Genomic DNA, 23996 nt, shown 5'->3' with positions numbered 1-23996 from the left:
ATTGTGGAAATGCGGGCTGAAAGTTATGGAGTGTTTTTATCACAATCCGCGATCCGGGTCGAAAGGATTTGCGCTGCCATCGGCCTTTGCGACCGCGCGACGCTCCAGCCACAGGCTAATGACCTGCACAATATACTGCTTTTGCTGCTCGTCCAGCGCTTGCCCCTGCGGAATGTTATGCCACTTGGCCAGACAGCCGCGACAACAGGTGGCGGTAGCATGCTGGGCAACAAACACCGGATGGCCCCGCATGGGGGTCTGCTTGCCATCATTTTTCGGAAAAGGGGGCGCCAGCCGTTGTTCGATAAAATCTCGCGCGTGGCTGAGGATCAGCGGCAGACCTTTGGTTTCAAAATAAAGCTGGTCTTTGGGGTTCAGGCGAAATTTGGCGCGGAAAGGGGAGCTTTGTAACCGACGCCATAGCGCTTCGGGGTGAAATAGCATGGATCATCTTCTTCGGTGCATTTGGGGTAGATTATCAAAATAGAAGCGACGCGACCAATGTTGTCGCAACAAAGGGGAGCCGCGCCAAGCTGCAGATATTTAAGCGATAGAGTGCTTTCTAAATTAACGCGGTTAATATGTAGTCTAAAATAAGGGAAAAGATTAGCTATTAGTGCGGAAGTTAATTAGAGGGATAATATCTTGATGTGATTATTTTTTGGCATAGAGTGCGCATTGAGATGAAATGTGAGCAAAATGTGAGGCAATAAAAAACCGGCCAGAAGCCGGTTGAAGTGTACTCAGTGTACAAAAATTATCTTACAGATAATGAAGGTAATAATGAAAATAATGATGATAGCGGGATTATTATAACGGCAGCGTTATGAAATTCTTTTGGCACAATGTGCTTATTGCAGGCGACTTTTGTATGGCTATCTGTTTTTTCTTAAACTTTTGTATAACTATATGATTTTATATCTTTAAATGTGTTTTTTGGCATTGCGTGCCTTATTTTGTGTGTCTGTAATGTTTTGTGGAAGTTCGCTCAAGTTTACATTTGGAAACCTTTAATAATCACACTGAAACACTATCGGATACTTGGTATCATTTTCTTTCTGGATTAATATTACCCTTGTTACCAGAATGGTAATGCACAGTCGTGCTAATAATGCTCAAAAGGGCAGTGGCCATAGCTCGACATAATTAACGAGGATAATAACGATGAAACTTCGAGTTCTCTCTCTGGTAGTACCCGCACTGCTGGTTGCAGGCACAGCAGGCGCGGCAGAAATCTACAACAAAGACGGCAATAAACTGGATTTGTTCGGTAAAGTCGACGGTCTTCATTATTTCTCTGATGATAAAGGCTCTGATGGCGATCAGTCTTATATGCGTTTCGGCCTGCGTGGCGAAACTCAAATCAGCGACCAACTGACCGGTTACGGCGAGTGGGAATATCAGGCGAACCTCAACCATGCAGAGAGTGAAGACAACAAAAACTTCACTCGTGTTGGTTTTGCTGGTCTGAAATTTGGCGACTATGGCTCACTGGACTACGGCCGTAACTATGGCGTGCTTTACGATATCGGCGCATGGACCGACGTGCTGCCTGAGTTCGGTGGTGACACCTATGGTGCGGATAACTTCATGTTCCAACGTACCAACGGTGTGCTGACTTACCGCAATAGCGATTTCTTTGGTCTGGTTGATGGTCTGAGCTTTGCGCTGCAATATCAGGGCAAAAATGACAGCGCCACCGAATCGAACAACGGCCGTGACGTGTTAGCCCAAAATGGTGACGGTTACGGTATGTCCGCCACCTATGATCTGGGTTACGGCATCAGTGCTGCAGCGGCATATTTCTCTTCCGACCGTACTAACGATCAGAACGGCAATAACAACCCCGGCATTCTTGGCCATGGTGATAAGGCAGAGGCTTACAGCGGCGGCCTGAAATATGACGCGAACAATGTCTACCTGGCAGCGATGTATACCCAATCTTATAATGCAACCCGCTTCGGCAGCAGCGACAGCTCGACTTACGGCTACGCCAACAAAGCACAGAACGTTGAAATTGTTGCACAATACCAGTTCGACTTCGGTCTGCGTCCTTCCGTTGCTTACCTGCAGTCTAAAGGCAAAAATATCGAGCGCGGTTATGGCGATCAGGACCTGATGAAATATGTTGATGTGGGCGCGACCTACTACTTCAACAAAAACATGTCCACCTACGTTGACTACAAAATCAACCTGCTGGACGACAACGACTTCACCAAGTCTGCCGGTATCAACACCGACAACGTGGTTGCTGTGGGTCTGGTTTACCAGTTCTAAGCAACAGAGTGTGAGTGTCACCACGCGGCCTTCGGGCCGCGTTTTTTTTGCCTGCGGTTCGGCACGAATTGGCATGAGCAGGGCACAGATTGCCATTTTGATGTTCAATGCCTTATCTAAACTTCTTTCGTATAGATAAATCAGGAGGTTAGTATGGAACTCACGATCGACCGGGTGATTGAAACGGTATTGTACGTCAAGGATATTGAGCGGGCCGCAGCTTTCTATCAGCAGGTGTTAAAGCTGCCGACGATGGTGGCCAACGAACGTTTTCGCGCCTACAACGTCGGCCAACAAAGCGTGTTGCTGCTGTTTATTGAAGGCGATTCGCTTAAAGGCGCGCATTATCCTGAGGGCTACATTCCCCCGCACGACGGCAACGGCCCTTTGCATATCGGGCTGGCGGTGGCGAAAGAACAGTTGCCGCAGTGGGAGCAACACCTGACGGCACACGGCATCGAGATAGAAGGGCGAATGAGTTGGGAGCACGGCGGGGAGAGTCTTTATTTCCGCGACCCCGATGGACACCTGCTGGAACTGGTGACACCGGGGATCTGGGCCAATTACTGATCCTGCCAAACCTTGGCTAATGCCTTCAGCGTTTCATTCAGCAACAGCAACGCATTCTGCGGCTGCTGCTCTATTTGCACCTTGACGATCGCCCCGTCGATCAGCATTGCCAGCATCTCTGCCCGCTGTTCCCGCACAGGGCCAACGGGCAGGTGGCGGGCGATTTCCTCGGCCATTTGCCCCTTGTGTCGGCGTGCTATATCCAGACTCTCCGGTAACATATCCGCCAGTTCTACCGCCGTATTGATAAAAGCGCAGCCGCGGTAGTGCGGATCGCTGAACCATTCCTCGAGACAAGGCACCAAAGCGAGCAAGACGTTCCCAAGCTGTGTGACCTGCTGCGCCAGCGACTGACTGAACCAGCTCAGCCATTGCTCATGGCGGTAGGTCAGAAATGCTTCAATCAACTCGTTTTTACTGGGGAAGTGGCGATAGAAGGTCACCTTCGCCACGCCAGACTCGCTGATGATGCGATCGATGCCGGTCGCGCGTACCCCATCGCGGTAAAACAGATTGTGGGCCGTCAGCAGAATGCGCTGACGCGGGGGCAGAGCTTGGGTGGCAGCGGACATCAAAACACCTCCAGAAAGATTGACCTCGATGATTGTAGACAGCTCTGTCTACTTGCGCTAGCTTAATTATGTAGACAAACCTGTCTACATCAAGATAACCCCCGGAGATAAGCTATGAGTATCAAACCCCCATTACCGCCCTTTACCCGCGAATCGGCGATTGAGAAAGTCCGTTTGGCGGAGGATGCCTGGAACAGCCGTGACCCTGAACGGGTATCGCAGGTCTATTCTGTCGATACGCATTGGCGCAACCGGGCTGAGTTTGTCGATGGCCGGGAGGCCGTTTGCGCATTCTTGCAACGTAAATGGGCGAAGGAACTGGAATATAGGCTGATCAAGGAGTTGTGGGCATTTGATGGCGCACGTATCGCGGTGCGTTTCGCCTACGAATGGCGTGATGATTCCGGCAATTGGTACCGCAGTTTTGGCAATGAGAACTGGGAGTTTAATTCTGATGGTCAGATGATAAACCGACACGCTTGCATCAATGATATGCCCATCCGCGAGCAGGATCGTCAATTCCACTGGCCGTTAGGCCGTCGCCCGGATGATATTGCGGCCCTGAGCGAGTTTGGTTTCTGAATGAAAATTAATTTATGCCGAGTTTTTATTTAATTCTTGGCATAAATAACCCTACCTAAATAAAAAAGGCATATAAATTAGAAATGTTTAACAGAGCGGGGCGGGAATAACGGTGGGGCTCGAGTTTGGTAAGGCGGAAAGACCGGCAGGATAATAATTCGATAAATGGCGGAAATAATAACGGGGGCACGTTGAATAGTAAGCGCAGGCACCGCTGACGGCAACGTGGCTAACGGTGGGCTATGATGAAACAAACTGCAGTAGCCGCAGAAATCAAAACAGGCACCGGCGGCCATATCCGCCATGTTGTGCTCTGTCGGTGGGCTATTCGCCGCGCCATGGCTCATCATTGCCATAGGTTCGGTATGCTCGCCGCTCATGGGCATGTTCATCATCTCATTGTTATCAATGTTATTTTTTGAGAGATGGGCAGAGATGGATGGCGCGATGAATATCATCAGCATAGCGAACAGGCCTAACCAGGCCAGTGTTCGCATAGATTGAGTTGACAGTTTCATCAAGGGGCCTTCCAGGGGCAAAGAGTAAAGGAATGGTAATGTCGGCAGTTGTGCCTCTATTGTAACATTAATGAGAATTAAGCTAAACGGAGAAGAAATCTATTTGTTAAATGAATATAATTCGGGTAGATTTCGAATTATATTCATTTGACCACGGCTGACTTATCATGTCTGAACGCAATTTTGCGTTGCTTGCTGCTGCCCAGGATATTAACCCGCAGGTGACCACTCGTAGCTGGTTTATTCCGTTGGCAATGCGGATCCATTTTTATATTGGTCTGTTTGTCGGGCCGTTTTTGCTTATTGCGGCATTGAGCGGAATATTTTACGCATTGACGCCGCAAATTGAAGCCCGTTTGTATGCTCAGCAGTTATATAACGACAGCACCGGACCGACGCTGCCGTTAAAACAGCAAATTATGGCTGCTCAGGCGATCGCTCCGCTAAACGCCTCTCTTTCGGCGGTACGCCCATCTCCTGCCGATGGCGAGAATACCCGGGTGCTATTTAACATCGCCGGGTTACAGGCTTCGGAACGTTTGGCGGTATTTGTCGATCCGGTTACGGCGCAAACGCACGGGGCAATGGCAGTTTATGGCACCAGTGGCGTACTGCCGCTGCGCACCTGGCTGGACCAATTTCATCGCGGCTTGTTGCTGGGGGATGTGGGGCGCAATTACAGCGAGCTGGCGGCGTCCTGGTTGTGGATTGCCGCGCTGGGCGGCCTGATCCTCTGGGGGGCGCGCAAGCGCAAGAAGGCGATGCGTAAACGCGGCGGTTTGCGTTGGTGGCATGAGAAAAGCGGTGTACTGCTATTAATCGGTCTGCTGTTCTTCTCCGCCACCGGGCTGACCTGGTCACAGTGGGCCGGTGAAAACATCAGCGTGCTGCGTCAGCAATTCGGTTGGGCGACCCCCTCACTGTCGACGGCGCTCGGTGGGCAGATCACAGAGCCTGTTGATGAACATGCAGAACATCATGGCCACATGATGCCGATGTCGAAGGCGGAACCGTCTCTGGACGAGGCGATGTATGACAGAGCCTTGGCCGGTGCGCGACAGGCAGGGATTGACGCCGCCAGGGTCGAAATCAAGCAGCCGACAGCGGCGGGGCAGGCCTGGACGGTAATGGAAATCGATCGCCGTTGGCCGACGCAGGTTGATGTCGTTGCGATCGATCCCGCAACAATGATCATTGCCGATCGCGTCAGTTTCGAACAATACCCACTCGCGGCTAAATTAACGCGTTGGGGGATCGACTTGCATATGGGCGTCTTGTTCGGTCTGGTCAATGAGTTGGTGCTGGTGACCTTTGCTGCCGGGCTGGTGGCGATGGTGGTGATGGGTTACCTGATGTGGTGGCGTGGCCGACCAACGCGGGGTGCGCGCAAGTCAGTGCGTTCACCTTTTACGTTGCTGCGTAACACGCCGAAAGGGCCCCTGCTGCTGATTGTCAGTCTTACTCTGTTATTGGGTTTTTGCCTGCCGGTGATGGGCGTTAGTCTGTTGGTATTTCTGCTGTGCGATTTGCTGGGGTATCTGGCTGTGCGGCGGCGAAAATCGCACCTATCGACAAAGTGAAATTTGTAGAAAAGCCTTCCCTCTTCTAGACTTAGAGCACAACAAACGAACTCCAAGAGGACAAACTATGACGAACAAGCTGATTTTAGCCGTTTGCACAGCAGCGACATTTTCTATTCTTGCCGGCTGTACGGCTTATGACAGAGCCGCCAGTTACGTTCAGGAGCCTGTGGTCAGTGATGTCAAAGTAGGGATGACCAAACAGCAGGTACGAGCCATTGCCGGTCCACCGTCAACTACGGCGACCCTGGTTCATGCGCAGGGGACCTGCGACACCTACGCGGTTGCGCCGCGTGACGGGAAAGTGCAAACCTATTTTGTTAGCTACAGCGACACCGGCCATGTGATGAACAAAGGGTATCAGACCTGCTCTGATTACGATTCACAGCCAAAATAACCCCCCGCGGTAGCGAATGATTCAGCCCCGCATTTGCGGGGTTTTTCATTTTTTAACCGTTAGTGGCATGAAGTTTAAGCAAACGCGCTTTTTCCTGCATTTTTTTGCACGAAACGATAGACATTTCATAACGGTAGCGCTAATATCTGCGCCCATTGGAAGGATGGCCGAGTGGTTTAAGGCAACGGTCTTGAAAACCGTCGAGTGTAACAGCTCCCAGAGTTCGAATCTCTGTCCTTCCGCCAAATTTAGCCGGCTTAGCTCAGTAGGTAGAGCAACTGACTTGTAATCAGTAGGTCACCAGTTCGACTCCGGTAGCCGGCACCATATAAGCAGTACAGGCGTTTAACCACGTCTGCGAAACCCCAGGAATCTTCGGATTACTGGGTTTTTTCGTTTCGGTTGCAGATAAATGTCATCAGATTGGCTGAGTCAGTTTTACGGAGAATAATAAAAAAACCCGGCGCGAAAAGACCGGGTTTAAGTCGCTGTGCCAGTTCATAGCCCCTGTCAATCAGTTACAACAGGGCTACGATTTTTTGCTTCACTACGGCTAATCACGCTCTTACCTAGCTTAATTCCTGGCTTCTCGATAAACTTATACAGCAGTGCCGCGATCCCATAAGTGACAGGGAGAATAATGGCGGAGGCTGTGATAAATCGCACTATGGAAGGCAATCCGGCAAATTGGGTGTTTGATAGCAGGAATGCGATGACTGGAAGCACGATTAACAAGTGCAGCAAATAGACAGAGTAGGAAACATCACCCATAAGGACGCTGATCTTGTTTGTCAGCAACCAACGTGGATAACGTAACGTACTGTTCCAACGACTTCCTTCACCCCATGGCCAAAGAATAGCTGCCATCATTAAAATCATACCAATTTCGGCAAGGAAACGGATCTTGTTGAAGCTATCCTGCATATAGATGCTGATGAAAGCTGAAGCTAAAGCAAAAACAACATACTTGAGTTTCTTGGCCCGAATGGCTTCTGAAATAAACATGCCGGCAATGAACAGATGCAGTTTTATCAAAATCATTGATGGCATCGGAAACGAAGAGAAGTAACTAGAGAACAGCTGCTTGGCAATAATACACAATAGAATGATCGCTAAGCAGGCTCGGGCAAAGCCCAGACGCATTACGGCTAACATAATGAAGGGGAAAAGGAAATAAAATTGCATTTCCAGGCCGATACTCCAGTCAGGTAGCACGGTATTAAATGAGAAATTCGGCAGGAAACCAAACAAAAACGTGACATGGGTGAATACATTCAAGAATGAAGAGTCACTGTAACGCGAGCTATTTGTTTGAGTTTCATTGTAGAAATGACCAATAATGTCGCGTGCTTCACCGAAGTAGTTGCCAAATGCAATGGCTAAAATCAAAAGTACGTAGTAAAGCGGGGCGATGCGAAAGAAACGGCGCAGCCAAAACTTCTTAAAGGTCGCTCTGTCAGTCCAGGGTTCTTTCTCCTTACGTTCCACATAGTTTTTTGCCATCAAGTACCCAGAGAGCAAAATGAACAAGTCGACACCGATTGCTGGGTCGGAAAGGATAGGAAAATGGAAACTGGTTAAAATACAAATATGGCCCAAAACAACCCAAAAGGAGGCAAGACCACGCAGCCCTTCCAACTCCTGTGACCATTTTTTAACAGGTTGCATTGGCAAGCCTCGCTGAACGGTATTTCATAAGCAGTTATCCGTATGCAGGTGAATTTTGTTGATTTTTCAGTATAGCAGGCCGATTTAGAATGGTTACTGGGGGAAATCTGAATATGGGTTTGAATCTTGCGACCCAGTTTGAAATGTTTATTCAACAGGGAGTTACGGATATGGTAGACATAAAAAAACCAACTGCAAAGGGTTGGCCTCTCTAAGTACTTCTGGTTAGCATGGGAGGATACGAATCTTCTCATTCCTCAGGGGAGGGCCCAAGGCAACGAACGATGGCTTGGGCGGAGTTATTTCTTCCTTCTCCAGTCCCATTCGGCGTGAGCCCAGAGAACAAGCATCACACAACTTGAGATGAACATGACATCAGGCCAGTGAGTGAAGCCTGTGAGTATGGAGGCAGCGGAGACTAAGGCCGCAAATCTGGTAAACATCCTGTTAAAATTCATACTTCCCCGGTCTATACGAATATTCTTATTGCTAATATGTTAAAAAACGTGGAGTATCGTTTTCATTTAAAATTGGTAACGTAATGAATCTACTGAGGATCGCATTAGCTTTGTTCATCATCGCCGGTCACATCTTTTTGCTATCCTACCATTAACAACTCCTCGATTGTAGCTTGGCATGCTTTTACACCGGATAAGGGGCGAGCCTTAGCCGATTGTATTTATAGAAAATGCAGAAACACTCTTTAGTTACCGAGCAATATTCTACCTCCCGAGTGATTTCCTAGCGTTTCCCCCACTAAAAATTTGAGCCATTACTGTATGAAAATTCAGTAACAAGACAATGTTATGACTTTCTTTATCCAGCATCTAACCCAATCAAACTAAAAATACAGTTGTTAGGATCTCCCAGTCCTGCTGTCGACTACTTGAATCTCTACGCATTGCTCTTAGCGAGTATTGCATCAGCTATTCCTTCCAATGTAGCCTATTTATTTTACGTTACTGTGTATAACCAACCCTTTTCGATGCTGATTTAGGGTAAGTAAGGGGATAAAAACGGCGTATTTTAGGGGCCTTTTGCTATGTTTTTACCCTGGAGGAATTTTAGGTATAAAAAAACCAACCGCAAAGGGTTGGTTTCTAGAAGGATTTTTGGTCGGCATGAGAGGATTCGAACCTCCGACCCCCGACACCCCATGACGGTGCGCTACCAAGCTGCGCTACATGCCGACGCTATGGCAAATCATACTACCCGTTCCCGATTTCAAAGCAAGAGTGAATTCAGCTGACTGCTTGTATTTTAAGCAATTAGTTGGCAATGAAACGCTTCACATCGGTCAGAACCTGCAGCAACAGGGCAAGCTGAGGCTTCTCGTCTTTGATCTCTTTGTCGTTTTTATCGTACGCACGGTAATTGCCGCTGCTGTCCAACACCAGGGTTTGCGTTGGGGTGGTGATGACCAACAGGCTATTGTCGCCGGTAGCAACCCAGTTGTTTCTGCGTTGGGCAGTAAACAGGTCTTCGCCCTGCGAGTAGTCATTCGGGGCGGTTTTCACGTGCAGCAAACGCTGCATTAGCGTGCGCATCACGTCGTTATGACCGGTCAGTTTATTGATGGTCTGCGCCGGCGTGCCCGGCCAGTGGATAACCAACGGAACCTGCAACTGTTGCTGGCTGAAACTGCTGCCTGCGCCCCAGTAGCCTTTCCCGGTGTCATTAAATTCAATGCCGTGTTCTGCGGTAATCACCACCACGGTTTTATCCAGTACGCCACGTTCTTTCAGCGTGCTGAGCACCTGAGCAATCTGTGCATCCACATCTTGTGCACCGGCACGGTAACGCTGAATAAAGTCGGCCGGAGCCGGCGTTTTTTCATTAGCCACCGTATCGCCGCCGCGGAAGTTAATGTAAGAGAACCACGGAGCGTTGCTGTTTTGATCGGCTAACCAGCGTTGCCACTGCTGCGTGGTTACCGCGTCATTTTGCTGGGTGGGTGACGGCAGCGTGAAATCGGTCAGCAGCGCCTGACGATACAGGCTGGCGTTAAAGCCGTCCGACGAGAACAAACCAAATTGATAGCCCTGGGCGCTGAGCGCACTGACCAGAGCAGAAGGTTTGCGCGCGGCAAGAATGCTGTCCAGATAGGTCGGTGAAATGCCGTAGAACAGGCCAAACAGACCGGTATCGGCATGATTGCCGGAGCTGTAGTGATCGCTGAAACGAACATTTTCCTGCGCGAAGCGGGTAAGGGCAGGCATATCCTGCTTCATATCCTGTTCGCGTACGCCGTCCACCACGATCATCAGCAGGTTATAGCCGCTGCCTTTGTCGCTGTAGCTGAGGTCACTGAGGGGATATTCCACCGCAACGGCTTCCGGATTCCCTTGCTGTACCAGCCGACGTTCATACTCTTGCGAATCGAGCAGGCCGTGTTTTTCAAGGAATTTACGCGCGGTCATCGGGTATGACAGCGGCAAGTTAGCCCGTTGCATGGTGATCGGGCGATAGAAATTGGCATCGGCCCAGATATAAATCAGGTGCGACGCAAAAAAGGCGCTGATGAACAGCATGGCCAGCGGCTTGCCGAAACGTTGACGGTTCAGGCTGCGCAGCTTTTGCCAGCTCCAGGTGCCAAACAGCATCTCCACCAGGAAGATAACCGGCACGCAGATAAACATCAGCTGCCAGTCGCGCGCCAGCTCACTTTGATCCGGGTTGACCACCAGTTCCCACACCACCGGGTTAAGGTGAAGGTGGAAATGCGTGAAGACCTCGCTGTCGACCAGCAACAGCGTCAGGCCGGTGGTGGCCAGCGCGGCGGAAATAAATCGCAGCAGCCGCTGCGACATCACCACAAAGGTGAGTGGGAAAATGATCAGCAGGTAGCCGGCGAAAACGATAAAGCTGAAATGCCCCAGTAAACTGACCAGAGCATAAACCCGGCCCAACAGGGAGGAGGGCCAGTCAGTGACAAACAGGTAGCGGCTGCCCAGCCCGAGAGCGAGCAGGATATTGAATAAGGCGAACCAGTGCCCCCAGCTGATCATCTGGGAGACTTTTTCACGATAACGCTGACGGTTTGTCACCATAAGTAATTATTAATGCGCTTTATCTTCACGAATAGAAGCTTGCAGAGCCTCTGCAAACGATCTGGCCAACGTCTTCCGCTGGGCGGGAGCCACGCTGGTATTGATCAAATTAGTCACCATGTTGCCCAGCACCATCAAAGACAGATCGGTGGGAGTATGGTGTTTTTCCAGAACATTAACCAGCTCGGAGAGCAGTTGTTCGACGTGTTCGTCACTGTAACGGGATGATTGTGGCATAAAAATTGCGCTCAAAGCCTGACAAAGTCCCATATCTTACCGTATAGGACAGTGATTTTCTGCTCTTTTATCGATTCCCTTTGTCTTTCAAACCCTAGCATGGCGAGGGGAGCTTGCCGCTTCCATCAATGATCCAGTGCGACTTCCGGAGGGCGGGCTGAAATCCGTGGGTGATTCCTGGTATTTACCGCCTGTATAGAGGGCAGAAATTTATTGATATATGACGGTGCAAGCACTGCTTTAAAGTTGCAGCGCGGTGGCCTTCAGTGTTTGAATACGCGCTAAAAGAACAGGAGGATTTACCATGAGTCTGGATATTGACCAGATCGCTCTGCATCAGTTGGTTAAACGCGACGAACAAACGTTGGACGTGGTGTTGCGCGATTCTCTGCTGCCCAGCAATGCGGCAGTGGAAGAGATGATGGAAGAGTTGCATCGTGTCTACAGTGCCAAGAGCAAGGCTTACGGCCTGTTCAATGAAGGCAGTGAACTGGCGGATGCGCTGCGTACTTGCCGCAAGGAAGATAAAGACTTTCTGGCTTTCAGCCGGGCGGCGACCGGTCGCCTGCGCGATGAACTGGCCAAGTACCCGTTCGCCGAAGGTGGCGTGGTGCTGTTTGGTCAGTACCGTTACCTGGCGGTGGAATATTTGCTGATTGCGGTACTCAACAGCCGCAACAGTTCGCGCGTTAACGAAGAGCTGGATATCAACACCACTCATTATCTGGACATTAACCACGCTGATATCGTGGCGCGCATCGATCTGACCGAGTGGGAAACCAATCCGGAATCGACCCGTTATTTGACCTTCCTGAGAGGGCGAGTGGGCCGTAAGGTGTCTGATTTCTTCATGGATTTCCTGGCGGCAGCCGAAGGGCTGGACACCAAGGCGCAGAACCGGGGCTTGTTGCAGGCGGTTGACGATTACTGTGCCGATGCACAGTTGGACAAGAATGAGCGCCAGTCGGTGCGTCAGCAGGTGTACAGCTATTGCAACGAACAGCTGCAGGCCGGCGAAGAGATTGAACTGCAGGAATTGTCGAAAGAGATCGCGCCGGTGGGCGAGAAAGATTTTCTGCAGTTTTCCAGCGAGCAGGGCTATCAACTGGAAGACAGCTTCCCGGCCGATCGCGGCACGCTGCGTCAGTTGACCAAGTTTGCCGGCAGTGGCGGCGGCATCAGCATGAACTTTGACGCCATGCTGTTGGGGGAACGAGTGTTCTGGGACGCGGCTACCGACACGCTAACCATTAAAGGCACGCCTCCGAACCTGCGCGATCAGTTACAACGTCGTTTGAGCGGTGGCAATAAGTAATCTCGCCGGATCGCAGACAATAAAAAACGCCGCAATTGCGGCGTTTTCTACTTCGGCGTCCCGAAAGGTTCGATTTCGTTGCGATTAAACGCGACGGAAGTCGATGTGAGCCAGTTTCGGCTTGAACGGGTGACGCTGTACAGCCTGAACTTTAACTTTGGTTTCTTTACCGTCGATAACCAGAGTTACTGCTTCGCTGTAGAATTCTGGTTTGGATTCCATGTTCTTAACAGAATCATGGTCCAGTTCGATGGAAACTGGAGCTTCTTCGCCACCGTAAACGATAGCTGGGAATTTGTTGGCAATACGCAGGCGGCGGCTCGCACCCTTACCCTGGTCTTTACGTACTTCTACATTGATAGTGAACATTGTTTTTTCTCTTAAAAGAAAATTTACCCTGCTACAGGCGACCCAGTAGCAAGTTCGATTTACCCGTCGCCTTTCAAGTCACAGCGTTGTTACCTGCACTGACTCACTCCAGTTACTTACCTAAGTAAGCGCCAGGAGATGAGTAAGCTGGGCGCCTGGCCGTAACTTGAAATTCATAGGGTATAACCTGCTTTAGCACCGGGCGAACCCAGGCAAAGCGGGCGGCATTTTAACGGAAAGCCGCCCGTAGGGCAATGGAAACCTGCCCGATTTGCTGGGTGTGGAGATCAGTACAGATCGTTGGCACGGCGGAAGCGTCCTTGATAATCGAACACTTTTTCCCGCACCTGCCAGAACTGCCCGCGTTTGCGTGCCACAACAAAATCCGGATGACGCAGCAGCGCTTGCTGGGCCAATACGTCGGCGGCGGTTTGCCAACTGAAGGGGACCCCTGGTGCGCGCTGATGTGGGCGCAGGAACAGCATTTCGAAGGCTTTGCGCTGTGCCGGCGTTTGCAAACGGAAACGTTCGCTGGTGCTGGTGCCGTCTTCGTCGTAATAGGTGGCCTTCAGCCATTCGCCTTTTTCATCGCGGCCGCTTTGCAGTTCCATGCCGCCACAGCGTAATACCAGAGCGTCCTTCAGTTTCAGCGCTGCCTTTAGCATATCATCGGGATCGACCAGCACTTCCTGACACTGGTGACAGCGGCGGGCGGCAATGTCGTTTTCCGCACCGCAGTGCGGGCAGCTTTTGAAGCGGAAACGGTAATCGCACTGCTCGCGGTGGCCTTCATCGTCCTCCAGCCAGCCCTGACAGCGGCGGCCGTAATGTTCGATGATATCGCCATTTTCGGTGCACTTGCCCCAGAACAGGTTGGCGAAACCACAGCCGGGGCAGAACACCTGTACCGGCTGGCTGTCGCTATGCGGCTTGCTGACCCCGACCTCCGGCGTGAACAGGTCGTGAGGGTTCCCGGCGTAGTCGAGGATCAGGCAATCTTCCTTGCCGGGGGCCAACCGCAGCCCGCGGCCGACGATTTGCTGATACAGGCTAACGGATTCGGTCGGGCGCAGAATGGCGATCAGATCGACATGCGGTGCATCGAAGCCGGTCGTTAGCACCGCGACATTGACCAGATAGCGTAATTGCTGTTGTTTGAACGCCTCGATCAACGCATCGCGCTCGGCGGCGGGCGTTTCGGCGCTGACCAGCGCAGCTTCGCCTGACGGCAACAGGCCGTGGATCTCTCGGGCGTGTTCAACGGTGGAGGCGAAAATCATCACTCCCTTGCGTGTTTCGGCATATTCGACGATCTGGCTGATGATATGCGGGGTGATGCGGTTTTGTTGTTTCAGCTCGCGGTTCAGATCTACCTCACTGAACAGGCCGTTGCTTCTGGCCTCCAGACGGCTGAAATCATACTGCACAATCGGCATGTCCAACCGTTCCGGCGGCACCAGATAGCCGTTCTTGATCATGTAGCGCAACGGCAGTTCATAAATGCAGTCGCGGAACAGGCTGCCGGCCTCTCCGCGGGTAAAACCGTGGTAGTGATATTGGTAAATCCAGCCTTTACCCAGCCGGTAGGGCGTGGCGGTCAGGCCCAGCAGCCGCAACCGCGGATTGGTTTTTTGCAGATGCTGAATAATCTGTTGGTACTGACTGTCGTCATCGTCGCTGATGCGGTGACATTCGTCGATAATCAGCAGAGAAAACGCGCCGTCGAACAGCGGCAGGTTACGTGCCACCGACTGAACGCTGCCGAACACCACATTACCGGCGCTGTCTTTTTGCTGCAGCCCGGCGGCAAAGATGTCCGCCTCCAGCCCGTAGGCACGGTATTTGGCGTGGTTTTGCGCCACCAGTTCTTTCACGTGGGCCAGCACCAATACCCGGCCACGCGCGCGTTTCGCCAGTTCGGCGATCACCAGACTTTTACCGGCACCGGTCGGCAGCACGATCAGCGCTGGCTGCGGGTGCTGACGGAAATGTTTAATGGTGGCTTCGACCGCTTCCAGTTGGTAGGGGCGCAGAGTAAAGGCCATAAATTAACGCCGTGGGTTGAGAAAGGCCGTCGGGAACAGGTTTTGTAACATCTGCACCCACAAAAACAGTGACATTTTACTCCCCTGACGGCTAAAAAATTTCTATTATTATGCCTTCTGAGCGCGCGCGGTGCGAGAAGCATGGAAATTACCTCTGTCAGGGGGCCGTTTCCGCCGCTATACTCGTGTGACAGTAATCGCTGTTCCCCCCTCTTCGAACCTGCTCTGTTGCACCTGGTGCAACGGCGGGTGTCATATTTTAGCAATACGATCAATGCGATCATAACAACGACAGGCAAAGCAGATTCAATGCGACTGGACAAGTTTTTATCTCAGCAGTTAGGTGTTAGCCGTGCGCTGGTAGCGCGTGAACTTCGGGCCAAACGCGTCACCGTAGACGGTGAAGTGGTTAAGAGCGGAGCACTGAAACTGACTCCGGAGCAGGAGGTGGCGTTTGACGGCAACCCGCTGCAACGGCAGAACGGCCCGCGTTACTTTATGCTCAATAAACCACAGGGTTACGTGTGTTCTACGGACGATCCCGATCATCCGACGGTGCTGTATTTCCTCGATGAGCCGGTTGCCTACAAGCTGCACGCCGCCGGTCGCCTGGACATCGATACCACCGGTTTGGTGCTGATGACCGACGACGGCCAATGGTCGCACCGCATCACCTCGCCGAAACATCACTGTGAGAAAACCTATCTGGTAACGCTGGAACATCCGCTGGCGGAAGACACCGCGCAGCGCTTTGCCGAAGGCGTGCAGTTGCACAATGAAAAAGACCTGACCCGGCCTGCGCAACTGGAAAAAATTGAAGACAATCTGGTGCGCCTGACCATCAGCGAAGGGCGTTATCACCAGGTGAAACGCATGTTCGCGGCGGTCGGCAACCGGGTTATCGAGCTGCACCGCGAACGCATCGGCGCCATCGTGATGGATGAGGATCTGGCGGAGGGCGAATACCGTCCGCTGACCGAAGAAGAGATCGCCAGCGTGGGCGCACCGCACCTGCAGGATTAATTCATTATTACACTACGGCTGATGAAGGAGTCGTTGAACGTGCAACAGAACCGGTCATCTCACCTCGGTTTGATTTTTATTCTGGGCCTGCTTTCCATGTTGATGCCGTTGGCTATCGACATGTATCTGCCCAGCATGCCGGTGATTGCCAAACAGTTCGGCGTCGAGTCGGGCAGCGTACAAATGACGCTCAGCGCCTATATGCTCGGCTTCGCGCTGGGGCAGCTGTTCTACGGGCCGATGTCAGACAGCATCGGCCGCAAGCCGGTGATCCTGTGGGGGACGCTGATCTTCGCCATCGCCGGTGGTGCCTGCGCGATGGCGCAATCGATCGACCAATTGATCAACCTGCGTTTCCTGCACGGGCTGTCGGCAGCGGCGGCCAGCGTGGTGATTAATGCCCTGATGCGCGATATGTTCACCAAGGATGAGTTCTCGCGCATGATGTCGTTCGTCATCCTGGTGATGACCATCGCACCTTTGCTGGCGCCGATGATCGGCGGGGCGCTGCTGTTGTGGTTCAGTTGGCATGCGATTTTCTGGACCATGGGTGCGGCGGCGCTGATCGGTTCGTTGCTGGTGGCGTTCTTTATCAAGGAGACGCTGCCGAAAGAGCGACGACAGAAATTTCACCTGCGAACCACGCTGGGCAACTTCGCGTCCTTGTTCCGTCATAAGCGGGTGCTGAGCTATATGCTGGCCAGCGCCTTCTCGTTTGCCGGCATGTTCTCGTTTCTCAGCGCCGGCCCGTTTGTCTACATCGAGCTGAATCACGTTTCCCCGCAGCACTTTGGCTACTATTTTGCGCTGAACATTGTTTTCCTGTTCCTGACGACGTTGGTCAATAGCCGCAATGTACGCCGGCTGGGGGCGATCAAAATGTTCCGTTTAGGGCTGTTTGTTCAGTTGGCGATGGGCCTGTGGTTGCTGGCGGTGAGCGCCATCGGTCTGGGCTTCTGGGCGCTGGTGATTGGCGTAGCGGTCTATCTGGGCTGTATCGCGATGATTTCATCCAACGCCATGGCGGTGATCCTGGACGATTTCCCGCATATGGCGGGCACCGCGTCCTCCCTGGCCGGGACGTTGCGTTTCAGCATTGGCGCATTGGTGGGGGCGATACTGGCGATGGCACCCGGCAAAAGCGCCTGGCCAATGGTCTCCTCGATGGCACTGTGCAGCATCGTTGCGGTATTGTTCTATTTTTACGCCAGCCGGCCACGCCACAAAGCCTCACCGGGTACTTCGTAGTCTTCCTTCCTGACTCAGGCTCAACCTTGTGTTTGAGCCTGAGTGGGTTGAACCTTCCGCTCTGCCTCCCTTGAAATCCAATGGCAACAGTCATTTAGGTGCTAAGCATAAGCTCGCTAATGAAGCGTTGGCCGCGCAGACTGTGTGCGTTTTGTTAAATAAAGTGCTTTGTCTGCCGGGGATGGCAACGGGTATTTAGCGCCTGGGTTTTGTCGGAAAATCGCGGTGGGTTTGTGTTAGGGGTATTGATAATCAAGGGGTTATCCTATTGGCGCCGTCGGTGGGGTGAAGTGAAATGTTTCCGCAATGTAAAATTATAAAGAGTGAAAAGTAACCGTATTGAGAGAAAAAAGAGTTGAGATTGCAGCGGGAAAGGGTTACATATAACGCAAAAATGCGAGCTGAGTCGCAAAATGCCGTGAAACGACACCACAGAGTGTCTGAAAAACGGCGAGACATCAGCAAGCGCAGGGTTAAGTTAACTGCTTGTGACATTATTTACATTTAAATAACATGCATGCGCGGCAGAGTCGGGACTCAACGGCTATAACTTAGTTACCCTGTCAGGTAAAAAGCGTTTCATTTTTCAAACTAGGGATTTCATGTGGAAAGTATCCAACTTTCGGTAGTGCACCGCTTGCCGCAAAGTTATCGTTGGCTATCAGGTTTTACCGGGGTCAAGGTCGAACCGCTCCCGCTCAGCGGAATAGACGAAGATAACAACCTGATTGGCCTGAAACTGCTCAGCCATGAAGGGGCTGACGCCTGGCAGGTCATGCAGCAGCTTAATCTGTCTTTGCAGGAGATTCAGGTCGACTGCGCCATTGTAGAGTGGGAAGGGGAACCTTGCCTGTTTGTACAGCGCTGTGACGAAAGCGCCACCCTCTGCAGGTTAAAAAACGTCGGTGCCGCTATTGCCGAGCCGATGAGCGCACAATATCCCTTCTGATCCCCGCCGCTAGTCCGCCAGTTGTAACAGCTGCTGCGTATAAGCGGCGGCTGGCGAGTTAAATATCGTCTGACAGTCGCCTTGCTCAACCACTTCACCCTGCCGCAACACAATCACCTGATGGCACAGCGAACGCACCACCTGTAAATCATGGCTGATAAACAGATAGGCCAGCTGATAGCGCTGTTGCAGCGACTTCAGCAAGGTCAGGATTTGCGCCTGCACTGATTTGTCCAGTGACGAGGTCGGCTCATCGAGGATCAGCAATTGCGGCTGTAAAATCAGCGCGCGGGCGATGGCGATACGTTGGCGTTGCCCGCCGGAAAACTCGGTGGGGTAACGGTGGCGCAGGGCGGGATCCAATCCCACTTCTTGCAAGGCCTCGATGACCCGCTGCTCTCGCTGTTCGGCGCTCAGTTTCTGGTGTACTTCCAGCCCCTCGGCGATGATTTGCAGCACGTTCAGCCGCGGATTTAGCGCAGAGTAAGGATCCTGGAACACAATCTGCATCTGGCTGCGGTACGGCAGCATTTGTTTCATGCTGAACTGGTGCAGCGGCTGGCCGTTAAACCACATCGCGCCTTTGGCTGTCAGCAGACGCAATAACGCCAGCCCGGTGGTGCTTTTCCCCGAGCCGGATTCCCCGACCAGCCCGACGCTTTCCCCGGCCTTCAGCTCAAAACTCAAATCTTTCAGCGCATAATGATGGCCGACCGTGCGGCGCAGTAAACCGCGTTTGATCGGAAAACTGACCTGCAGGTTTTCCACCTTCAGCAGCGGGGCGGCATCTGCCGGCAGCGGCAGGGGATCACCGACATTTTCCGCCGCCAGCAATTGTTGGGTATAGGGATGCTGCGGTTGGTCAAACAGGCGGATGCGGTCGTTCTGCTCAACGCATTGGCCCTGACGCATCACCGCCACGTTGTCCGCCAGGCGGCGCACAATATTCAGGTTGTGGGTGATAAACAGCAGTCCCATGCCCATTTCCTGCTTCAGTTCTTTCAGCAACAGCAGGATCTGCGCCTGAATGGTCACATCAAGCGCGGTCGTGGGTTCATCGGCAATCAGTAATTTGGGCTGGGTTAACACCGCCATGGCGATCATCACGCGCTGGCGCTCGCCGCCGGAAAGCTGATGCGGATAGTCTTTCAATCGGCCCTTGGCGTTGCGAATGCCGACGCGATCCAGACACTGAATGATCTCGCCGCGCGCGACGTCACGCCGCATGCCGCGATGCAGTGCCAGCACTTCCGCCAGCTGTTTCTCAATGGTGTGCAACGGATTGAGCGACACCATGGGCTCCTGAAATATCATCGAAATCTGATTGCCGCGCACCTTGCGCAGTTCAGCCTCCGGCGCATGCAGTAACGAACTGCCGTTGAACTGGATATCGCCGCCGGTGTAGACCACCGGTGGCGAAGGCAGCAGGCGCAATATCGACAGGGCGGTGACGCTTTTTCCCGAACCGGATTCCCCCACCAGCGCCAGCGTTTCGGCCTTTTCGATCTGCAGCGAAATGCCGTTGACCACCGGATCCAACACCTCTCCGTGGCGGAAAGCGACGCTGAGATCCTGAATTGAAAGCAAAGGTGTGCTAGCCATATTAATGCGCCTTGCTGGGGTCAAAGGCGTCGCGTACCGCTTCGCCGATAAAGATGAGTAACGACAACAGCACCGCCAATACCAGGAACGCGGTGATGCCGAGCCATGGCGCCTGCAGGTTGTTCTTGCCCTGCAGCAGCAGTTCACCGAGCGAAGGAGAGCCGATAGGCAGGCCAAAGCCCAGGAAGTCGAGTGAGGTCAGGGTGGTGATGGAGCCACACAGAATAAACGGCAAAAAGGTCAGCATCGCTACCATCGCATTGGGCAGCATATGGCGGTACATAATGACCCGGTCCTGCACCCCCATGGCACGTGCGGCGCGGATATAATCGTAGTTGCGAGTGCGCAGGAACTCGGCGCGCACCACGCCCACCAGGCTCATCCAGCCGAACAGAATGGTGATGCCGAGCAACCACCAGAAATTGGGTTGTACGATACTCGACAGCAGAATGATCAAAAACAGCGTCGGCATGCCTGACCACACTTCGATAAAGCGCTGTCCCCACAGATCTACACGCCCGCCGTAGTAGCCCTGCATGGCACCGACGCAAACGCCGATCACGCTGGAGAATAACGTCAGCGCCAAACCGAACAGCATCGAAATACGAAAGCCATACAGCACGCGGGCCAGCACGTCGCTGCCGTTACTGTCGGTGCCCAATAGATTGTGGCGCGAAGGCGCGGAAGGAAAAGGCACTTCGGTAGCGAAGTTGATGGTGTCGTAACTGAAACGAATCGGTGGCCAAATCGCCCAGCCGTGGCTGTCGATCTGTTTTTTTACGAACGGATCCTGATAGTCGGTGGCGGTATTCAGCTCGCCGCCGAAGGTGGTCTCGCTGTAGTCGATGATGAAGGGCAGGTACAGGCGGCCCTCGTAACGCACCAGCAGTGGCCTGTCGTTGGCGATCAGGTTGGCCCCCAGGCTGAGGACAAACAGCACCAGAAAGATCCACAGCGACCAATAGCCACGGCGATTGCTGCGAAAACGCGCCCAGCGTGCCTGGTTGATCGGGCTTAAGCGGCTCATTGGCGGGCCTCGAAATCAATGCGCGGATCGACCAGGGTATAGGTGATGTCGCTGAGGATATTCAACAGCAGGCCAATCAGGGTGAAAATATACAGCGTGCCGAACATCACCGGATAATCGCGCTGCAGCGTGGCGTCATAGCCCAACAGGCCCAGGCCGTTAAGCGAGAACATCACCTCGATCAGCAAGGAGCCGGTGAAAAACATGCTGACAAAGGTCGCCGGGAAGCCGGCGATCACCAGCAGCATGGCATTGCGAAACACGTGGCGATAAAGGATTTTGTTCTCGTCCAGCCCTTTGGCGCGCGCGGTGACCACGTATTGTTTGCGGATCTCATCGAGGAACGAATTTTTGGTCAGCATGGTCAGGGTCGCGAAACCGCCAATCACCGTCGCCAGCACCGGCAGGGTGATATGCCACAGATAGTCGGTGATTTTGCTGTACCACGGCAGGGTATCGAAGTTACTGGAAACCAGGCCGCGCAGCGGGAACCAGTCGAGGTAGCTGCCGCCGGCGAACAGCACGATCATCAGAATGGCGAACAGGAAGGCCGGAATGGCGTAACCGACGATAATCAGGGTGCTGCTCCAGGTATCGAAGGCGCTGCCGTTATGCACGGCTTTGCGGATCCCCAGCGGGATCGACACCAGATAAATGATCAGCGTGCTCCACAGCCCCAGCGTAATGGAGACCGGCAGGCTGTGGCCAACCAGCTGCATCACCGATGCCCCGCGGAACAGGCTGTCGCCGAAGTCGAGGCGCATGTAGTTCCACAGCATGGTGAAATAGCGCTCGTGCAGCGGTTTGTCGAAGCCATAGCGTTGGGTGATTTCGGCGATCACTTCCGGATCCAGCCCGCGAGAACCACGGTACTGGCTATCCGTCGCACTGGCGACGCCGATGCGCGCATGTCCCAGACCTTCGCCTGCGCCACCGCCGCCAAAGCCGCTGCTTTGGCCCATTTCGATAGTGGCAATGGCCTGATCGACCGGGCCACCGGGCGCGATTTGCACGATGAAAAAGTTAATGGTGATGATTGCCCATAGGGTGGGGATAATCAGCAACAGTCTGCGAATTAAATAGGCCGCCATCGCAGACTCCTTATTGTTGTTGGGCCGGCAAACGCGCCGCCTTGTTGACGTCAAACCACCAGTTATCGAAGCCTATCACGTAGGCCGGGCGTATCGATGGCGTGGAAAACTTGTCCCAGTAAGCATAGCGGTCGTGGTTGGAATACCACATTGGCAGCATGTACCTGTTCCAGGTCAGCACCCGATCCAACGCCCGGCCCAGCGGCAGCAGGGCTTTCTCGTCGCCCTGGTGCGCGGCGATCTGCCTGACCAGACTGTCGACGGCCGGATCGGCGACACCGGGCCGGTTATAACTGGAATTAATATATTCGGAATCCCAGAGTATTTTCAAATCGGCACTGGGGAAAGGCATGGCCATATAGACCGTCGCCATCATATCGAAATCGCGTTCGCGCATGCGACGGGTGTACTGAGTGACATCGATCTCACGGATCTGCATATCGATGCCGAGTCGTTTCAGGTTGTGCTGGAACGGCAAGACGTACTGGAAGTTACTGCCGCTCAGCAACATCAGCTCGAAACTGAACGGTTTGCCGGTTTTGCTGTTCACCAACTGCTGGTTTTTCACTTCCCAACCGGCCTGTTTCAGCAACTGGGTAGCTTTCAGCAGATTCTGGCGATCGTTGCCGCTGCCATCAGAGGACGGCGGTTGGTAGATACTGGTGAACACTTCTGCCGGTACCTTATCTTTTAGCGGTGCCAGCAGCGCCAGCTCGGCTGCATCCGGGTAGCCGCTGGCGGCGTAAGGGGTATTCTGGAAATAGCTGTTGGTGCGTTGATAGGCGTTGTAATACAGCGCCTTGTTCATCCAGTCGAAATCAAACGCCAGCGTAATAGCTTCACGCACTCGGCGGTCGGCAAATATCGGGCGATGAAGGTTGAAAGCCATCCAGCGGGTATTTTGCGCCGACTGGTTGGTTTCGTCCTGCTTAATGATGTAATTGCGGGCGAAATTGCCCCCCTGATACTGAGTGGCCCAGCTTTTCGGCGAGCCTTCAATGCGGAAGTCATAGGCACCGGCCTTGAAGGCTTCCAGCGCCACTTTGTCGTCCAGGTAGTAGTCGTAGCGAATGCTGTCGAAGTTAAATCGACCGCGGTTGACCGGCAGATTGGCCGCCCAGTAATCACGCACCCGTTGATAGGTAATATATTGGCCGAGCCGGTAGCTGGAGATCTTATACGGCCCGCTGCTGAGTGGCGGGGTGCTCAGCGGTTCATTCAGTTTATGATCTTTCCAGAAGCTCTGCGGCAAAATAGGGAGGCTGAACAGCCCGAGCAGTTTGTCTCTATCCGGCTGCGGGAATTCGATGCGCACCGTCAACCGTGAGATGGCCTTGACCGTGATGCCTTTGTACAGCACACGGAACTGCGGTACGCCTTCGGTCATAAATTTGCTAAAGGTGAAGGCCACGTCGGCGGCGGTGATGGGCGAGCCGTCGTGAAAACGGGCGCGGGCGTTAATATCCAGCTCCACCCAACGCATGTCGGCCGGGAAGCGGGCAGATTCGGCAATCAGCGGGTAGTAGCTGCCTATTTCATCGTCAGAGGTGGTAAACAGGGAGTCATACAATGCGTCGGTACGCTCGCCTGGCACGCCGCGTGAAGCATAGCGGTTAAAATTATCGTAGGTGCCGATCGCCGCCAGCCGGACGTTGCCACCCTTAGGTGCCGCCGGGTTGACGTAGTCGTAATGGCTAAAATCGGTAGAGTATTTTGGCTCACCGAGTTGGGCGAAAGCATAGCTTTCATTGAGGGTTTCAGCCTGCAGGCCGAAACTCAGTGCTGATAGCACCAGGGCAGCAAAAACGCGCACGGACATCTTGACGGTAAGCTCCTGCTGTAAAGTCAATTAAGCCTGCGGCCAGCATAACATTCG

21 protein-coding genes and 3 tRNA genes are annotated in these 23996 nt (G+C 53.0%); 11 read left to right on the top strand and 13 right to left on the bottom strand.

The window, feature by feature from the left end; genetic code table 11:
• Nucleotides 1-39: 39 nt before the first annotated feature.
• Nucleotides 40-444, bottom strand: coding sequence for a DUF4186 domain-containing protein (locus tag ACGS9J_RS04735; protein ID WP_442229869.1), 405 nt, complete (start codon nucleotides 442-444; stop codon nucleotides 40-42).
• Nucleotides 445-1164: 720 nt separating this feature from the next.
• Here ACGS9J_RS04735 and ACGS9J_RS04730 point away from each other — a divergent pair.
• Together ACGS9J_RS04730 and ACGS9J_RS04725 are read left to right on the top strand one after the other, a co-directional pair.
• Complete coding sequence (locus ACGS9J_RS04730) at nucleotides 1165-2277, top strand: porin OmpC (RefSeq protein WP_442229868.1); 1113 nt, start codon at nucleotides 1165-1167, stop codon at nucleotides 2275-2277.
• Nucleotides 2278-2430: 153 nt separating this feature from the next.
• Complete coding sequence (locus ACGS9J_RS04725) at nucleotides 2431-2847, top strand: VOC family protein (RefSeq protein ID WP_442229867.1); 417 nt, start codon at nucleotides 2431-2433, stop codon at nucleotides 2845-2847.
• Here the strand turns inward: ACGS9J_RS04725 and ACGS9J_RS04720 are convergent.
• On the bottom strand, nucleotides 2841-3419 hold the full coding sequence (locus ACGS9J_RS04720) for a TetR/AcrR family transcriptional regulator (protein ID WP_442229866.1): 579 nt from the start codon (nucleotides 3417-3419) through the stop codon (nucleotides 2841-2843). The genes ACGS9J_RS04725 and ACGS9J_RS04720 overlap by 7 nt on opposite strands.
• A gap of 114 nt (nucleotides 3420-3533) precedes the next feature.
• On the opposite strand from ACGS9J_RS04720, the gene ACGS9J_RS04715 reads away from it, so the two are divergent.
• Nucleotides 3534-4001, top strand: a complete 468-nt coding sequence (locus ACGS9J_RS04715; RefSeq protein WP_442229865.1) for a nuclear transport factor 2 family protein — start codon at nucleotides 3534-3536, stop codon at nucleotides 3999-4001.
• A gap of 77 nt (nucleotides 4002-4078) precedes the next feature.
• Here the strand turns inward: ACGS9J_RS04715 and ACGS9J_RS04710 are convergent, their stop codons facing one another.
• The gene (locus ACGS9J_RS04710) at nucleotides 4079-4519 is read right to left on the bottom strand and encodes a DUF2946 domain-containing protein (protein WP_442229864.1); all 441 of its coding nucleotides are present in this window, start codon (nucleotides 4517-4519) and stop codon (nucleotides 4079-4081) included.
• A 167-nt stretch (nucleotides 4520-4686) separates the two neighbouring features.
• On the opposite strand from ACGS9J_RS04710, the gene ACGS9J_RS04705 reads away from it, so the two are divergent.
• The 4 genes from ACGS9J_RS04705 to ACGS9J_RS04690 all read left to right on the top strand — a co-directional run bounded on the left by ACGS9J_RS04705 (nucleotide 4687) and on the right by ACGS9J_RS04690 (nucleotide 6823).
• Nucleotides 4687-6099 (top strand): PepSY-associated TM helix domain-containing protein, encoded by a 1413-nt coding sequence (locus ACGS9J_RS04705; protein WP_442229863.1) that lies wholly within the window; start codon nucleotides 4687-4689, stop codon nucleotides 6097-6099.
• A 67-nt stretch (nucleotides 6100-6166) separates the two neighbouring features.
• Nucleotides 6167-6496: an osmotically-inducible lipoprotein OsmE gene (osmE, locus tag ACGS9J_RS04700; RefSeq protein ID WP_041414766.1), complete on the top strand. Its 330-nt coding sequence runs from the start codon at nucleotides 6167-6169 to the stop codon at nucleotides 6494-6496.
• 157 nt (nucleotides 6497-6653) lie between these two features.
• A tRNA-Ser gene (locus ACGS9J_RS04695) sits at nucleotides 6654-6741 on the top strand.
• Nucleotides 6742-6747: 6 nt separating this feature from the next.
• A tRNA-Thr gene (locus ACGS9J_RS04690) sits at nucleotides 6748-6823 on the top strand.
• A gap of 183 nt (nucleotides 6824-7006) precedes the next feature.
• On the opposite strand, the gene ACGS9J_RS04685 is transcribed toward ACGS9J_RS04690, so the two are convergent.
• From ACGS9J_RS04685 to ACGS9J_RS04670, 4 genes are all read right to left on the bottom strand, one after another.
• Nucleotides 7007-8164: an acyltransferase family protein gene (locus tag ACGS9J_RS04685; protein WP_442229862.1), complete on the bottom strand. Its 1158-nt coding sequence runs from the start codon at nucleotides 8162-8164 to the stop codon at nucleotides 7007-7009.
• Nucleotides 8165-9277: 1113 nt separating this feature from the next.
• Nucleotides 9278-9354, bottom strand: a tRNA-Pro gene (locus ACGS9J_RS04680).
• Between the two features lie 78 nt (nucleotides 9355-9432).
• Nucleotides 9433-11214 carry an LPS biosynthesis-modulating metalloenzyme YejM gene (gene yejM / locus ACGS9J_RS04675; RefSeq protein ID WP_442229861.1) on the bottom strand — a complete coding sequence of 594 codons (1782 nt, stop codon included), beginning with the start codon at nucleotides 11212-11214 and terminating at the stop codon, nucleotides 9433-9435.
• 9 nt (nucleotides 11215-11223) lie between these two features.
• The gene (locus ACGS9J_RS04670; protein WP_006317912.1) at nucleotides 11224-11451 is read right to left on the bottom strand and encodes a YejL family protein; all 228 of its coding nucleotides are present in this window, start codon (nucleotides 11449-11451) and stop codon (nucleotides 11224-11226) included.
• Nucleotides 11452-11755: 304 nt separating this feature from the next.
• Between ACGS9J_RS04670 and yejK the strand changes: the two genes are divergently transcribed.
• The gene (gene yejK, locus ACGS9J_RS04665) at nucleotides 11756-12766 is read left to right on the top strand and encodes a nucleoid-associated protein YejK (RefSeq protein WP_442229860.1); all 1011 of its coding nucleotides are present in this window, start codon (nucleotides 11756-11758) and stop codon (nucleotides 12764-12766) included.
• Nucleotides 12767-12850: 84 nt separating this feature from the next.
• Here the strand turns inward: yejK and rplY are convergent, their stop codons facing one another.
• Together rplY and ACGS9J_RS04655 are read right to left on the bottom strand one after the other, a co-directional pair.
• Nucleotides 12851-13135: a 50S ribosomal protein L25 gene (rplY, locus tag ACGS9J_RS04660; protein ID WP_012145970.1), complete on the bottom strand. Its 285-nt coding sequence runs from the start codon at nucleotides 13133-13135 to the stop codon at nucleotides 12851-12853.
• A gap of 287 nt (nucleotides 13136-13422) precedes the next feature.
• Nucleotides 13423-15180, bottom strand: a complete 1758-nt coding sequence (locus tag ACGS9J_RS04655) for a DEAD/DEAH box helicase (RefSeq protein WP_442229859.1) — start codon at nucleotides 15178-15180, stop codon at nucleotides 13423-13425.
• A gap of 309 nt (nucleotides 15181-15489) precedes the next feature.
• Here ACGS9J_RS04655 and rsuA point away from each other — a divergent pair, with 309 nt between their 5' ends.
• From rsuA to ACGS9J_RS04640, 3 genes are all read left to right on the top strand, one after another.
• Nucleotides 15490-16203, top strand: a complete 714-nt coding sequence (gene rsuA, locus ACGS9J_RS04650; RefSeq protein WP_442229858.1) for a 16S rRNA pseudouridine(516) synthase RsuA — start codon at nucleotides 15490-15492, stop codon at nucleotides 16201-16203.
• Between the two features lie 39 nt (nucleotides 16204-16242).
• Nucleotides 16243-17451: a Bcr/CflA family multidrug efflux MFS transporter gene (locus tag ACGS9J_RS04645; RefSeq protein WP_442229857.1), complete on the top strand. Its 1209-nt coding sequence runs from the start codon at nucleotides 16243-16245 to the stop codon at nucleotides 17449-17451.
• 604 nt (nucleotides 17452-18055) lie between these two features.
• The gene (locus ACGS9J_RS04640) at nucleotides 18056-18400 is read left to right on the top strand and encodes a YejG family protein (RefSeq protein ID WP_442229856.1); all 345 of its coding nucleotides are present in this window, start codon (nucleotides 18056-18058) and stop codon (nucleotides 18398-18400) included.
• 9 nt (nucleotides 18401-18409) lie between these two features.
• On the opposite strand, the gene yejF is transcribed toward ACGS9J_RS04640, so the two are convergent.
• Genes yejF through ACGS9J_RS04620 form a run of 4 tightly spaced genes read right to left on the bottom strand, consistent with a single transcriptional unit; the run spans nucleotide 18410 to nucleotide 23939 of the window.
• Complete coding sequence (yejF, locus tag ACGS9J_RS04635; protein ID WP_442229855.1) at nucleotides 18410-20002, bottom strand: microcin C ABC transporter ATP-binding protein YejF; 1593 nt, start codon at nucleotides 20000-20002, stop codon at nucleotides 18410-18412.
• Between the two features lies 1 nt (nucleotide 20003).
• A complete protein-coding gene (locus ACGS9J_RS04630) occupies nucleotides 20004-21029 on the bottom strand; it encodes an ABC transporter permease (protein WP_442229854.1) in 1026 nt (341 codons plus the stop codon).
• Nucleotides 21026-22120: a microcin C ABC transporter permease YejB gene (locus tag ACGS9J_RS04625; protein WP_442229853.1), complete on the bottom strand. Its 1095-nt coding sequence runs from the start codon at nucleotides 22118-22120 to the stop codon at nucleotides 21026-21028. Before ACGS9J_RS04625 ends, ACGS9J_RS04630 begins: the two co-directional genes overlap by 4 nt.
• 10 nt (nucleotides 22121-22130) lie before the next feature.
• Nucleotides 22131-23939 carry an extracellular solute-binding protein gene (locus ACGS9J_RS04620; protein ID WP_442229852.1) on the bottom strand — a complete coding sequence of 603 codons (1809 nt, stop codon included), beginning with the start codon at nucleotides 23937-23939 and terminating at the stop codon, nucleotides 22131-22133.
• Nucleotides 23940-23996: the final 57 nt, after the last annotated feature.

It is taken from the genome of Serratia quinivorans (genome assembly GCF_052113645.1).
GTDB lineage: Bacteria > Pseudomonadota > Gammaproteobacteria > Enterobacterales > Enterobacteriaceae > Serratia > Serratia quinivorans_B.
Note: the sequence above shows the minus strand (reverse complement) of the source record. Positions and strands in the feature narration are given on the sequence as shown.

Bases quoted from the DNA above. Each gene is read 5' to 3' on its own strand.
- ACGS9J_RS04710 (WP_442229864.1), bottom strand. From the start codon at position 4,519: ATGAAACTGTCAACTCAATCTATGCGAACACTGGCCTGGTTAGGCCTG.
- ACGS9J_RS04705 (WP_442229863.1), top strand. From the start codon at position 4,687: ATGTCTGAACGCAATTTTGCGTTGCTTGCTGCTGCCCAGGATATTAAC.
- yejM (WP_442229861.1), bottom strand. From the start codon at position 11,214: ATGGTGACAAACCGTCAGCGTTATCGTGAAAAAGTCTCCCAGATGATC.
- ACGS9J_RS04670 (WP_006317912.1), bottom strand. From the start codon at position 11,451: ATGCCACAATCATCCCGTTACAGTGACGAACACGTCGAACAACTGCTC.
- rplY (WP_012145970.1), bottom strand. From the start codon at position 13,135: ATGTTCACTATCAATGTAGAAGTACGTAAAGACCAGGGTAAGGGTGCG.
- ACGS9J_RS04720 (WP_442229866.1), bottom strand. From the start codon at position 3,419: ATGTCCGCTGCCACCCAAGCTCTGCCCCCGCGTCAGCGCATTCTGCTG.
- yejF (WP_442229855.1), bottom strand. From the start codon at position 20,002: ATGGCTAGCACACCTTTGCTTTCAATTCAGGATCTCAGCGTCGCTTTC.
- yejK (WP_442229860.1), top strand. From the start codon at position 11,756: ATGAGTCTGGATATTGACCAGATCGCTCTGCATCAGTTGGTTAAACGC.
- ACGS9J_RS04715 (WP_442229865.1), top strand. From the start codon at position 3,534: ATGAGTATCAAACCCCCATTACCGCCCTTTACCCGCGAATCGGCGATT.
- ACGS9J_RS04620 (WP_442229852.1), bottom strand. From the start codon at position 23,939: ATGTCCGTGCGCGTTTTTGCTGCCCTGGTGCTATCAGCACTGAGTTTC.
- ACGS9J_RS04730 (WP_442229868.1), top strand. From the start codon at position 1,165: ATGAAACTTCGAGTTCTCTCTCTGGTAGTACCCGCACTGCTGGTTGCA.
- ACGS9J_RS04625 (WP_442229853.1), bottom strand. From the start codon at position 22,120: ATGGCGGCCTATTTAATTCGCAGACTGTTGCTGATTATCCCCACCCTA.
- ACGS9J_RS04630 (WP_442229854.1), bottom strand. From the start codon at position 21,029: ATGAGCCGCTTAAGCCCGATCAACCAGGCACGCTGGGCGCGTTTTCGC.
- ACGS9J_RS04655 (WP_442229859.1), bottom strand. From the start codon at position 15,180: ATGGCCTTTACTCTGCGCCCCTACCAACTGGAAGCGGTCGAAGCCACC.
- osmE (WP_041414766.1), top strand. From the start codon at position 6,167: ATGACGAACAAGCTGATTTTAGCCGTTTGCACAGCAGCGACATTTTCT.
- rsuA (WP_442229858.1), top strand. From the start codon at position 15,490: ATGCGACTGGACAAGTTTTTATCTCAGCAGTTAGGTGTTAGCCGTGCG.
- ACGS9J_RS04735 (WP_442229869.1), bottom strand. From the start codon at position 444: ATGCTATTTCACCCCGAAGCGCTATGGCGTCGGTTACAAAGCTCCCCT.
- ACGS9J_RS04725 (WP_442229867.1), top strand. From the start codon at position 2,431: ATGGAACTCACGATCGACCGGGTGATTGAAACGGTATTGTACGTCAAG.
- ACGS9J_RS04685 (WP_442229862.1), bottom strand. From the start codon at position 8,164: ATGCAACCTGTTAAAAAATGGTCACAGGAGTTGGAAGGGCTGCGTGGT.